At 46.1% G+C, this 12964-nt stretch carries 13 protein-coding genes; 1 reads left to right on the top strand and 12 read right to left on the bottom strand.

The window, feature by feature from the left end; genetic code table 11:
* Positions 1-46 precede the first annotated feature (46 nt).
* The 7 genes from xdhB to OCU90_RS25225 all read right to left on the bottom strand — a co-directional run bounded on the left by xdhB (position 47) and on the right by OCU90_RS25225 (position 8164).
* Positions 47-2452 carry a xanthine dehydrogenase molybdopterin binding subunit gene (xdhB, locus tag OCU90_RS25195; protein WP_061021365.1) on the bottom strand — a complete coding sequence of 802 codons (2406 nt, stop codon included), beginning with the start codon at positions 2450-2452 and terminating at the stop codon, positions 47-49.
* Positions 2445-3833: a xanthine dehydrogenase small subunit gene (gene xdhA, locus OCU90_RS25200; RefSeq protein ID WP_240513374.1), complete on the bottom strand. Its 1389-nt coding sequence runs from the start codon at positions 3831-3833 to the stop codon at positions 2445-2447. The genes xdhB and xdhA overlap by 8 nt, the downstream gene beginning before the upstream one ends.
* A gap of 553 nt (positions 3834-4386) precedes the next feature.
* A complete protein-coding gene (locus OCU90_RS25205) occupies positions 4387-5121 on the bottom strand; it encodes a GntR family transcriptional regulator (RefSeq protein ID WP_061021368.1) in 735 nt (244 codons plus the stop codon).
* Positions 5122-5315: 194 nt separating this feature from the next.
* Positions 5316-6002 (bottom strand): DNA-3-methyladenine glycosylase I, encoded by a 687-nt coding sequence (locus tag OCU90_RS25210; protein ID WP_017095088.1) that lies wholly within the window; start codon positions 6000-6002, stop codon positions 5316-5318.
* A gap of 120 nt (positions 6003-6122) precedes the next feature.
* Entirely contained in the window at positions 6123-6650 is a 528-nt protein-coding gene (locus tag OCU90_RS25215) for a GNAT family N-acetyltransferase (protein WP_054541475.1), read from the bottom strand.
* Positions 6651-6692: 42 nt separating this feature from the next.
* Positions 6693-7319 (bottom strand): HD domain-containing protein, encoded by a 627-nt coding sequence (locus tag OCU90_RS25220; RefSeq protein ID WP_061021370.1) that lies wholly within the window; start codon positions 7317-7319, stop codon positions 6693-6695.
* A 185-nt stretch (positions 7320-7504) separates the two neighbouring features.
* Entirely contained in the window at positions 7505-8164 is a 660-nt protein-coding gene (locus OCU90_RS25225; RefSeq protein WP_061021371.1) for an HAD family hydrolase, read from the bottom strand.
* 411 nt (positions 8165-8575) lie between these two features.
* Between OCU90_RS25225 and OCU90_RS25230 the strand changes: the two genes are divergently transcribed.
* Entirely contained in the window at positions 8576-9904 is a 1329-nt protein-coding gene (locus OCU90_RS25230; protein ID WP_061021373.1) for an anaerobic C4-dicarboxylate transporter, read from the top strand.
* 114 nt (positions 9905-10018) lie between these two features.
* Here the strand turns inward: OCU90_RS25230 and OCU90_RS25235 are convergent, their stop codons facing one another.
* The 5 genes from OCU90_RS25235 to OCU90_RS25255 form a co-directional block, all read right to left on the bottom strand.
* Positions 10019-10342 carry a DUF4144 domain-containing protein gene (locus OCU90_RS25235; protein ID WP_061021374.1) on the bottom strand — a complete coding sequence of 108 codons (324 nt, stop codon included), beginning with the start codon at positions 10340-10342 and terminating at the stop codon, positions 10019-10021.
* 31 nt (positions 10343-10373) lie between these two features.
* Positions 10374-10640, bottom strand: a complete 267-nt coding sequence (locus OCU90_RS25240; protein WP_017069754.1) for a Txe/YoeB family addiction module toxin — start codon at positions 10638-10640, stop codon at positions 10374-10376.
* Positions 10630-10887, bottom strand: a complete 258-nt coding sequence (locus OCU90_RS25245; RefSeq protein WP_061021376.1) for a type II toxin-antitoxin system Phd/YefM family antitoxin — start codon at positions 10885-10887, stop codon at positions 10630-10632. Before OCU90_RS25245 ends, OCU90_RS25240 begins: the two co-directional genes overlap by 11 nt.
* Positions 10888-11073: 186 nt before the next feature.
* Positions 11074-11865, bottom strand: coding sequence for a CLCA_X family protein (locus OCU90_RS25250; protein ID WP_061021378.1), 792 nt, complete (start codon positions 11863-11865; stop codon positions 11074-11076).
* Between the two features lie 175 nt (positions 11866-12040).
* A complete protein-coding gene (locus OCU90_RS25255) occupies positions 12041-12742 on the bottom strand; it encodes a flavin reductase family protein (protein ID WP_061021380.1) in 702 nt (233 codons plus the stop codon).
* Positions 12743-12964 lie beyond the last annotated feature (222 nt).

The following is a 12964-nucleotide window of genomic DNA, read 5'->3' on the forward strand; positions in this document are numbered from 1 at the left end:
TAAATCCCTTTTTTATGCTTCCCAAGCTAAACGATCGATATGAGCCCTAAGCCGTTTCTGATTGAGCATCGACCGAAGTCGGAGCCGTTTCAGAGACTTCCTGAATCGCCATCAAAATACGCTCTGGCGTTGCAGGTGTGTTGAGCTTAGGAATCGCGCCATCGACAGCAACATAGCTAATCGCATCTTTCAGTGCGCTCCATACCGACATACCCAACATGAAAGGTGGCTCACCCACGGCTTTCGAGTTGAAGACGGTGTCTTCTGGGTTGCTGCGGTTTTCCAACAGGTGCGTTCTGAAATCAATCGGCATATCAGCAATCGCAGGGATTTTGTAACTTGCCGGGCCGTTGGTCATCAAGCGGCCTTGCTGGTTCCAAACCAACTCTTCCGTCGTTAACCAACCAACACCTTGCACAAAGCCACCTTCGACTTGGCCGATATCAATCGCAGGGTTCAATGAAGCGCCCACGTCATGCAGGATATCGACACGCAGAATCTTGTTCTCGCCGGTTAAGGTATCGACGATAACCTCTGAACATGATGCTCCGTATGCGTAGTAGTAGAACGGGCGACCGCGTGCTTTCTCGTGATCGTAATAGATCTTCGGAGTGCGGTAGAAGCCAGTGCTCGACAGCGAGATTTGGTTAAACCAAGCCAGTTCAACAAATGAGTTGAAGGTCATGATCTCATCGCGGATCTGCACCATGCCGTTCTTAAATACCACCTCTTCAGGCCACACTTTGAAGTGCGAAGAAGCGAAGTCGATCAGGCGCTGCTTAATGGTCATTGCGGCGTTTTGCGCGGCCTTACCGTTGAGGTCGGTGCCCGATGAGGCTGCGGTTGGTGATGTGTTCGGAACTTTGTCTGTGTTTGTAGCGGTGATCTGGATACGTTCGACATCGACTTGGAACTCCTGTGCAACGATTTGTGCCACTTTGATGTTCAAGCCTTGCCCCATTTCCGTACCACCGTGATTCAAATGAATACTGCCATCGGTGTAGATATGGATGAGCGCACCTGCTTGGTTCAAGAAAGTCGCAGTAAACGAGATGCCGAATTTCACGGGGGTGATCGCTAGGCCTTTTTTCAAGATTGGGCTTTGCTTGTTGAACTCGGCAATGTCTTTACGACGTGCGTGATAGTCACTGCTGCGTTCAAGCTGTTCGGTTATCTCAGGTAAAAAGTTGTCTTCAACGGTTTGGTAGTAATGGGTCACGTTACGGCCTTCTTCGCCGTAGTAGTTCGCCTTACGTACTTCCAAAGGATCTTTTTTCAGGTAACGCGCAATCTCGTCCATGATGTGTTCAATGGTCATCATGCCTTGCGGGCCACCAAAGCCACGGTAAGCGGTGTTCGATGCGGTATTGGTTTTGCATCGATGACCAACCACAGTTGCATCACCTAGATAATAGGCGTTGTCTGAGTGGAACATTGCACGATCGACGATAGAACTTGATAAGTCTGGCGAGTAACCACAGTTACCTGCAACGGTAATATCGGCACCTTGAATCACACCATTGTCGTCAAAACCGACCGTGTATTGATTGTAGAACGGGTGGCGTTTACCGGTTTGTTGCATGTCTTCATTGCGCAGCAAACGCATTTTGGTTGGTCGACCGGTGAGGTGAGCAATTACCGCGGCCATACACGCTGGAGAGGCTGCTTGAGTCTCTTTACCACCGAAACCACCGCCCATACGACGCATATCAATCACGACTTTGTGCATCGGTACGCCAATCACTTCCGCAACCAGTTTTTGAACTTCGGTCGGGTTTTGTGTCGAGGTGTAAACGATCATGCCGCCGTCTTCGGTTGGCATTACGCTACTGATTTGAGTTTCTAGGTAGAAGTGTTCTTGTCCACCGATCTCTAGGTCACCAGAGATCACGTGTTTTGCTTTTGCCAGCGCCGCTTTTGAATCACCACGTTGTTGCGTGTGGCTTTCTGTGACGAAGTGTTCTTTCTCTAGCGCTTCTTTTACATCAAGAATCGCAGGCAGTTCTTCATATTCAATGATTGCAGCGTGTGCGGCTTTACGTGCCGTTTCCAAATCGTTGGCAGCCACGGCAATCACAGGTTGGCCGTAGTATTCCACTTTGCCGTCTGCAAGCAGTGGGTCACCCGGTAGGATGGCTCCGATATCTAGCTCACCCGGTACGTCTTTGGCTTGAATGGCAATCGCCACGCCTTCGAATTCGTAACACGGTGATAAATCTATCTTGGTGATGTTGGCGTGTGCTTGCGTGCTCAGGCGTGCGTATACATGCAGCTGATTTGGGAACTCAAGGCGGTCGTCAATGTATACCGCTTCTCCCGTGACTTGCTTGGCTGCACTGTCGTGTTTAACGCTTTTACCTACGCCAGTTTTTAGGTCTTGTTTTGCAATGGTAACCATCTCTTCGTGGGTCATCGCATTGCTCTTGTGAACAGAGGAATTTGATTTAGACATAAGACGTTACCCTTGTTTCGATTTGGTTGTTTTTGTTCTGTCGTTCAATGAAGTAGCGACGCAGCATGTTGGCCGCCGACAATGAACGGTATTCTTGGCTTGCACGGAAATCAGATAGCGGCTCAAAGTCGTTATACAGTTCCTGCATCGCTAACTTAATATTAGCGTCTGTCCACGGTTTGCCTAATAACGTATTTTCACAACGAGTTGCACGCTTAGGCGTTGCTGCCATACCGCCAAAAGCGATACGAGCGTATGAAACCTTGCCATCTTCAATTTGAATATCAAACGCGCCACACACCGCAGAGATGTCGTCGTCTAAACGTTTCGACACTTTGTAAGCTCGGAAGCTGTCGTTGGTTGGCTTAGGAATGATGATCTGTTCAATGAATTCACTCTCTTTCTGCGCCGTCACTTTGTAGCTGATGAAGTAATCTTCAATCGGCATGGTGCGTGACTCGTCGCCACAACGAAGTTTGATCTTCGCGTTCAGGGCAATCAGCAGAGGAGGGGTGTCACCGATAGGTGAAGCATTGGCTACATTGCCGCCGATGGTGCCTTGGTTACGCACTTGCAGTGAAGCAAAGCGATGCAGCAGTTCACCAAAATCTGGGTAGTGTTTTTTCAGTAGTGCGTAAGAGTCACTGATAGGCAGGTTGGCACCAATGATTAAATCGGTGTCGGTCTCTTCACATACCTTCATATCTTCAACAAGGTTTACGCTGATCAGCGTTTCAATCTCACGATGGAATTGCGTCACTTCCAATGCTAAATCCGTACCGCCAGCAACCAGCTTAGCGTTCGGATGTGCTTGAAAAAGCTTGGCCAGCTCATCGGTGCTTTTCGGGGAAAAAGCGGTGAGGTGACCAAGGCGTAAGTTGGCTTCAGTGTCTTGAATACCTTCTAGCTTCTTGATGGTGTTGCGTTCAAGTTCTGCAAATTGGTCAATCAAAGGCTGGTCTGTTGAAAGCGACATCGCAGCATCAACAATTGGTCGGTAGCCAGTACAGCGACATAGGTTACCCGCCAGTGATTCCATGACGTCTTCTTTGCTCGCATCGGGTTTGTTCTTGCCTAGGGCAAACATCGACATGATGAAGCCCGGCGTGCAGTAACCACATTGGGAACCGTGAAAATCCACCACTGCTTTCTGCACGGGGTGCAAAGAGCGATCTCGGTTTTGTAGATCTTCTACTGTGATCAGTTGCTTTCCATGCAGCGCTGAAACGAACGTCAGGCAAGAGTTCACCGAGCGGTATTGCAGCTGTCCATCAACCACTTCACCCAGAACTACCGTACATGCACCACAGTCACCCGACCCACAACCTTCTTTTGTACCCGTTTTATTAACCTTGGTACGAAGGTAGTTGAGCACTGTCATATTTGGCGACAGATTATCTTCACGTCTTATTTCCTGATTGAGCAAAAAAGTAATCAAGAGACCTCCTTGTAAATCGACATATTTCCATGTGTATTCTTTTTGACTTCTAGGTCAATAATTATCCATCCTGACCCTGTGGTCAACTATTTATTTACAAAAATGCAACAAATAGTCTTTTGTGGAGATTGTATACAATTTCATTTTGACTGTAGTTGTCTGTTTTATAAGGGGTTGAATTGAAGGTGAACAGTTTTATGGTGTGAATGAATGGGTAGCTATGTATACAAGATAAAGGCAAGATTTATGGCACTGTGGGAAGTGATTCTGTAGAGGCTAAGATCGTTGTTGAGGCCAGAATAGACAGCATTTTTAGATGGATGTGAGTCGATCGTCGTCTTTATTTTTAGGGGAGAGGGTATAAAAAAGAGAAGTAAACACTAAGGCTTACTTCTCTCCAATTTTGTTAACGAAAAGCTGTTAACAAAAAGCTGTTAATAAAAAGCTGTTAACAAAAAGCTGTTAGCGGATGGTTATTAAGCGCTTGTTGAATCTTCTATGACTTGCTCTTAAGCAGATCTGAGAACACGACATGCAGATCACTAGAAGCTGTGCTGCTGTCTAGGTTGAGCTTCGAACGAATGTGGCTTAGGTGCTCGTGCATCAATTCTACCGCTTGTTGTTCGTTGCCAGACTCAATCGCATCAAGCAATCCCGAATGTTCGTCTAGAGAGCAGTTCGAGTGGTTACCTGTTTCGTACTGAGCGATCAGCAGTGAGGTTTGCGATACCAAGCTGCGTTGGAAAGCCAGCAGTGGTGCGTTCTCTGCCATTTCAGCCAATTTGATGTGGAACTCACCAGACAAGCGTAAGCCGGAGCCGTAGTCACCTTGGTCGAAAGCACAGTTCTCTTTCGCGACTAATTTTCTACACTCTTCTATTTGAGCTTTGGTTGCGTTTTTCACCGCCAGCTCAGTGATAGCAATTTCCATCACTTCACGTGCTTTAAAGATCTGTTTGGCTTCGTCAACCGTTGGCGCAGCAATCACGGCTCCTCTGTTAGGACGGATCACCACAACTTGTTCTAAAGAAAGACGCAGTAAGGCACGGCGGATAATGGTGCGGCTAACGCTAAAGATTTCTGCTAACGCTTCTTCGCTTAATTTGGTGGCTGGTGGCAGCCTTTGTTCTAGTATCGCGTCGAAGATATGGCAGTAAACAACATCGTCTTGAGTCTGGCCTGTTACTTTCGTTTTTACACCTTTGGAGACAGAGTTTTTGAGAACTGTCATAGAGATAAGGACCCTTGTTTAGTCGAGTTGGGTTGGTCGAGAATAATTCATGAGTATTACTCTATATTGTATACATTTATCTATACAATGCTACCGGATGAAAGTGCGATGCACGCTTATTTGTTAATGACTTATAACATTTTGTTTGCAGGGAACTGTGTGCAATCTTTAGCTTTAAGCCATTTTTAATCCAACTAAACTCGATTATCACCGCAGCTGTAGGCAACGATCTGGCTGATTTCGCTCAGGCTACGACCTGACTGTTGCTGCCATTCGTTGAAGGCTTTACCCGCTGCCAGTTGTGCTCGCTTGGTGTTACGACCGCTATCCATCACATCGGTGCTGCGTAGGTGTGCTTCAACATCTGATGACAAGATGAAGGTGTCTTTACCCATTTGGCGCAGAGTGTAGGCACCAGTATTACCACCTAATCGCTTGCCGTGTTTCTTCAGATAATCCCAAAGTTCAGTGATACGTTCTGATGGCCATTCGGCAACCATTTGCGAGAATGAATCGGCTTCACGCTTGGCATTGTGGATCATGGTGGCATTGGCAGGGATGGTCATCACCTTAGTAAGGTGGCGAATAATGCGCGGGTCTTGCGCTTTCTGTTCCCACATTTCATTCGGCAGCATCAGCATTTTTTCGATATTGAATTCAAAGAACACTTCTTCAAATTGCGGCCACTTCTTTCTCACCACACTCCACGAAATACCACACTGGAATACTTTTTCGGTAAAGGCGGCTAGCCAACGATCGTCGGTGATTTTCGATAACTCGGCTTGGGAAAGGGGCGCACGAACAATCTTTTCGAGCTCGGCTGCTCCGCCTTTGCGGTGAGCTGCTCGTTGATAAATAGTGTCGAATTTTTCTTGGGTCATTGGAGGTTCCAAATTACATCTGTGTATCTTGAGTGTGTAGCTAATGCTTAATGATATGGGGTCAAATTTGGTAATTAAAACAAGTCTGTTAACTAAAACCAGTCTGACAATTAAAACAAACTAGCCGAGCTTTAATTCCATCTGATACAAGGGCCACGTTTTGCCATTGAACTCTTTTACGCTCGGCTCTTTGTCGACCACCTGAAAGCCGGCTTTGTCGTAGCATCGTTTCGCACCGTAGTTTTGCTTAAATACCGCTAAGGTGATGGTGGTGACATTCGGTATTTCTTTCGCCGCTTCTAAGGCACTTTCTATCATGGATTGCCCAAGCCCTTTACCACGTTGGCTTGGGTGAATCGCGACTCGGCAAAAGCGAAGCTCACTGTCTGACATACGCTGAAACTCCATAAAGCCAAGCAAGTCACTGGCGTTTGAGTTGGCGTTTGAATCGGCGTTCGGTTCAGAGTCTGACTTAGACGCAGAAAAGGTATATAGCTCGACATGTGGCTCTTGAGAACGTTCGATGATGGAGGTTGCTTTTAACGGCCAACCAAAGGTTCGCCCACCCCACAGCACGTAGTCTTCTAGGGATGTAAACCAAGTGACGAGCTCTTCAGCGTCGGATGCTTTAAAGCGGTTTATTTCCATATCCTTCTCTCTTCCTTATTGCCTGCTTCTTTTTCTAAGCCGCTAAACTTCCGAGCCCAATTGCTCAAGAAAACCACGCATGTAGTCGGTGCGCTTGTTGGCTTCTAACTTGGCGGATTCTGTATTCATGGTTTCAGCGAGCTTGAACAGCTTCACGTAGAAATGGTCGACGCTGTAATGCTTGTCATCCAAGTCACGATGTTCCGCGAACGGATCTTCGTGGTTATAGAGCTCTGCGTTAAAACTCTGACCCACATACAGGCAGCGCGCAATGCCAATTGCGCCGAGAGAATCTAGGCGATCGGCATCTTGGACGATTTGAGCTTCTAACGTTTCAGGTGTGATGTTGGCGCTGTAGCTGTGCGTGACAATGGCGTGATGGATCTCATCAAGATAGGACGCAGGATATTCGATAGATTTGAGATAAGAGATGGCTTTGTCTGCTGCCATTTGTGAGCTTTGAGCGCGGTCTGGGTGGTTCTTTGGAAAGGTGAAGCAATCATGAAGGTAAGCGGCGGGCAGCACGACTTCAAACTTAGCTTGTTCTTGAGTACATAAAGCCTTGGCAGTTTTGACTACGCGCTTAATATGGCTGATATCGTGCGCTGCATCTTGTGTCATCTCTTGCTGTGCAAAATCAAGCAGTTGGCTTTCAAATTTTTCTATCACGCGTCCCTTTCTCCATTATCAATGTTGCTTATCGATCAGTGTCGTTTCATATCGACTTTAACAGTTTCAAGCGCGAGTTTTTATCTTTTATAAAAGGAATAGCCACAAAAAAACCGACTCTGTGAGTCGGCTTAATAGAAAGGTTATTCTGTGTTGATTAAAGCGTTATCAACGGTAATAAGAGCCTAAGCTGCAGCTTGTTGAAGCTGCGCTAACACATGATGCAGAGAAGGGCTGATCGTGTGACCAAGCGCTTTTACTTCTTCGCAAGGCTCAACCAAATCAGGGATCTGGAAGCTGATCATGTTGGCTGCCATTGATGCGCGAATACCGTTGTTTGAGTCTTCAAACGCTAGGCAGGTTTCAGGGGCAACACCTAGGCGTTCTGCCGCTAGCAGGTAGATCTCGGGGTGAGGTTTACCGTTGGTCACTTCACAGCCTGTGCTTAGTGAGGTGAAGTAAGAATCTAGGCCAGCCAGCTCAAGCTTCTTTTTAGCGATATCAAGCTGAGTCGAGGTCGCCACCGCGATTGGAATGTCGTTTGATTTCAGCCATTCAAGAAGCTCAATCACGCCATCTTTAACTGGGATAGCCTGGTGCTTAACAATCGCACTGTAGCGAGTGCGCCATTCATTGTTCAGCGCTGGGTAATCTAGCCCTTCACCGTAGCCATTTCTAAAAATCTGTTCGATGGTTTTTGCGTTACAGCCAATGATGCCTAGGTAAACATCCTGCAAAAACGGAACACCTTGCGCGTGACATGCTTCTTCAAAAACCTGCATACAAAGTCGCTCGGTGTCGAGCAGCAGTCCATCCATATCAAAAATAGCAGCTTGAAAATTCATATCCGTGGTTCTTTATGTGTTGTCGTCGTGAGGGCGAGTATTTTGACATAGTGCCTGGAGATAGGCGAGTCAGTGTTCAGTAAGAATATGCCGAATTGTATCGGTAATATGCTTCTAGATGAGGCGAAACCTGATTAACTTGCGTTGGAATAATATCGTTCAGTTATGAGTCTGATGTTTGATAGGTCATGCGGTTCTAACAGACACAATAATAGTTATCATACATAACAAATCTCGGTTGAGTGCCTAGCTTCCTATTACAATTCATAAACTTACAGACGTGTTAGCGTGACCATAATCTTATAAAAAACAATTTGCGGAAGCCTGCAATCATAGTGTGACCAAGTAATAAGTAAAAGGCTGAACTAAAGGACAAAATATAATTAGTCCACATTTTTAGCAAGGTTGCTTATGTTGTATTTTGAGTTTCTATTTTTATTAGTCGTACTTTATATCGGGTCTCGGTATGGCGGTATTGGCTTAGGTGTTGTTTCTGGGATTGGCTTGGTTATCGAGGTGTTTGTCTTCAAGATGCCACCAACGTCTCCACCTGTCACCGTAATGCTGATCATCCTCGCTGTTGTTACCTGTGCTTCGATCCTCGAAGCGGCTGGTGGCTTGAAATACATGCTTCAAGTTGCGGAAAGGGTACTGAGAAAGAACCCGAAACGTGTCACCTTGATAGCACCGTTCGTGACTTACTCGATGACTTTCTTATTGGGTACTGGCCACGCGGTTTACTCAATTATGCCAATCATCGGCGATGTTGCGTTGAAGAATGGTATTCGTCCTGAGCGCCCAATGGCGGCTGCGTCTGTTGCGTCTCAATTGGCTATCACGGCATCACCAATTTCTGCTGCTGTGGTCTATTACCTCGCGCAACTTTCTGATATCCAACACTCTATTACTCTGCTTTCTATTCTGATGGTGACGGTTCCTGCAACCTTGTTCGGCACACTTTTGCTTTCTCTGTATAGCTTGAAACGTGGCAAAGAACTGAACGACGATCCTGAATACCAAGCTCGTCTAAAAGATCCAGAGTGGAAAAAGCGCATTGAAAGCACCACCGCGACCTCTTTGGATGAAGTGCTTCCAACTTCGGCTCGTAACGCAGTATTGATTTTCCTATTGTCGATTGTGGTGATTGTTATCGTGGCGATGGTGCCAGAGATCAGAACCATCGTAGACGGCGACAAGCCAATCAAGATGTCGGTGATCATCCAAATGATGATGCTCTGCTTCGGCGGTATCATCTTGCTGGCGACCAAAACTGACCCGCGAGATGTGCCAAACGGCGTGGTATTCAAATCGGGTATGGTGGCGGCGATTGCTATCTTCGGTATCGCTTGGATGTCGGATACTTACTTCCAATACGCAATGCCTCAGTTCAAATCTGGCATCGTGGAAATGGTGACCAACTACCCGTGGACGTTTGCTCTAGCGCTATTCATCGTATCGGTTGTGGTGAACTCTCAAGCCGCGACTGCGCGTATGATGTTACCGGTTGGCCTTGGCTTAGGACTAGACCCAGCCTTGTTGATCGGCTTGATGCCAGCGGTTTACGGCTACTTCTTCATCCCGAACTACCCATCAGATATCGCAACGGTTAACTTCGATGTGTCTGGCACCACCAAGATTGGTAAGTGGTACTTCAACCATTCATTCATGTCGGTGGGTTTAATCGGTGTAGTAGGCGCATGTTGCTTAGGCTACGCACTGGCACAGATTTTTATCACTTAATGAATTAGCTTTCTTTGAGATAGCTAGACAACAAACAAAAACAGCGCCTGAATTGGCGCTGTTTTTGTTTAATCTGTCTTGGGAATTAGCTTTGATACGAGCTCTTAAGCAGTATTAGCGAGCCTCAAAAGCCAAAGACTGAATCGCTTCTTCTATCGTTAGGAAGTGGATCTTCATCAGGCACACTTCGGCTTTCTGGAATTCGTGATTTCGAATCAGTTTGGTCACGCTTTCAACTGAATACTGGTCTGCTCGTTTCGCTAGAGACAGTTGGTTTGAGCTCGATTGAAGCGAGTAACTGTCGCCAACTGAATCGATGAGGTAATCCTCTTCGCCCAAGATCATGTCTGAGCATTCTGCTCGAAATTCGTGTTCGGATGCGACGTAAATAAGCTCATCGTCACCGTCGAGTTTTACCAAAGATGGCCAACTGATCATTACTGCCCTTTCTATGTGCTGCTTACTGCTTTTAATAGTGGTGACGACAAGCAATTATGTAAAAGTTATCGTCATCTGCTTTATACACTAATCGATTCTTGTCATCGATTCGTCTTGACCAAAATCCAGACAGGTTGCCGACTAGTGGCTCCGGCTTTCCAATCCCTTCAAAGGGCGTTCTTTTGGCAGCTTCAATCAACTTATTTAGTTTCTTGAGCGTTTTCTTGTCTTGGGTTTGCCAGTATAGGTAATCTTCCCAAGCATTATCTGTAAATACAATCTTTCGATCATTCGTCATTATTTAATTCTCGAACGGTTGTATTTCCGGCTTCGAGTTGAGCAATGGATTCAGCCAATCTTTCAGCGTTTTTAGGCGAGCTCATTAGGTGCAAGGTTTCTTGCATTGAATTAAAATGATCAAGAGACATTACCACGGCATCTTCTGAATCTCGTCTGGTTATTACCGTAACATCAGAATCGTCTACCACTCTATCGAGCACAGACTTAAGGCTATTTCTGGCCTCAGTAAAAGAAACAATATTCATCACTTATTTACCCTGTTGTTTTTGGATATGTTTAATCTTTCAATATACACAGAATAGTTAATCATTCATGAATTAACTATTGTACATGTTCCGCTTGTTGTACATGTTATCTCAGAGGTTACACATGATCAACTTATGGTACATGTCACTCACTGTAAATCTGCAGAGTGTTACTGACTCAAAATGCTATTTACTTAAAGATCGGCCCAACGGCGCGAAGTAACCTTGCAGCGCTTGATAAATCTCTTTGCGATGCGTGAGGTCTGGATAGAGGGGGAACATATCCGGTTTGGTCGTGCCATCGACTAAGTAAGAATTCTCGATATCTGAGCAGGACTCAATCGTAGCTTCAAAGGCACGCGCCATCATTTCTGTGGGTAGTGAGAAGTAGCGGGCAGACGTCGCTTTGTCGGCAATAACACTGCGTGCAACGTAGTCGTGTTTATCTAGGTTGTTGTCACTGAGTAGTGTGGCATCGAACACAGACATCAAACTCTCGTTTAATGGATGAGGTCGCACCTTTCTATCGTGTAGCCAACAGTCACTGGCGAACAAGATGTGTTTTTTGGGGCCAGAGGTATCGCCGATTTCAAACGCCTTCTCAGCGATATAGTGGTCAAACGCATGCCAAAACTCGTGAGCGAGCGCACCAGCTCCTGCATTCTTAGCGAGGGCTAACTCTCTTTGATTTGGTGCGTAGTGTGCTTGTACGCCTTTTCTTCCGCCACTGCCGAAAGCTAAGCCTAATGTGCCGCGAAGGCCAATTGCTTCTGGTGGCAAAGCCAGGATGTAAGCCAAGTCGGCTAACGAGTCGAATATCAGATTCGCGGCTAGCTCTTTCTCTTCTTTCGTTACCCAAGCGCCCACACGGATGCTGCCCATACCGAAGGTCTGTTTGATGTCCATGAATGACACCTGATCGCCATGTCGGTAGTCTGGGCCTTTGCGCGTTTTGTATTTAAAGTGGGTTAACTTCAAAGGGGTCCTTGGAGAAAGATGTTAGGTGGAAATAAAGGTGTTCGGTGGAAATAAAGATGTTAGATGAGAATTAAGTGGAGCATTCTTATCGGATGCTGGGCATTGAGTCATATTCTTTAAACTACACCGTTATGAACAGTATTTATGAACGAAAGTTAGCACCTTTGTGAGTAAATTACCGAACAAAATGAGTTAGATTGTGTTCGAAAGCTTCCCATGAGGTTGGGCTACCTTCGTGGGTCAGTGGAAACAGCGGCTTATTTGGCTTGGCATAGCTTAAACGATGTAGCCTCTGCGTGACATGATAGCTGTCTAGCCCAGAAATAGTGACTAAATCTAACGCTTCTAAATCTAGGTAGCCGTCCGGCATCACGGCACGTTTTGGCGCGTGAATTGTAATAACTTCACCAATCAACATTTGAGTTTGGTTACTTTCAATTGTGATTTGTTCTTTGAAAGCCAAGCCTATTTTCAGAGGACTTTCCAAGACAAACGGAGCAGGGAACACATCATCGTAATAGGACGTGAGACCGACCGCGTTAAACTCTGAGATTGATTTAGGATAACGAGCGGAAGTTTGGTGGGCTTTTTGAACAAAGCCCGCACCGATGCTGTTGATGGTGAAGTGTCGAGTTTCTTGGATGTTCTCTAATGTATGACGGCGACTTTCTGCAGGTCGGACGATGAAGCCAAACAAGGGGGGATTTGACCCTAGGTGAACCACAGAACTCACCACAGCAAGATTTTCTAGCCCTTGTTTATCGCAGGTGCCAATAAGGTTGGCGCTTTTGAACCCCGATAAGGAGTTAATTAAACGAGCGCGCTCACGTTGATCCATTGCTTGGATATCTTGTCTTGAAAGGGTCATTTCCTTCATATTTTCTCTTCTTCTCACTTTTATTTCGACGACTTGTTCACTAACCAATTCATATTTACGCAGAAGCATCCTCTATCGATCAGCAGAGTGGTTAGTTTGGGCGTGGGCAGCCCGTCTCTTTTATCTCTGCTACGGCACAACGGGCGAGATCCTTTGCATAGATTTACCTATGTTGACGTCGCTTTACATCACAGGAGCTAAAGTAATGATGTCGTCTTTATG

It is taken from the genome of Vibrio splendidus (assembly GCF_024347615.1).
Lineage (GTDB): Bacteria > Pseudomonadota > Gammaproteobacteria > Enterobacterales > Vibrionaceae > Vibrio > Vibrio splendidus.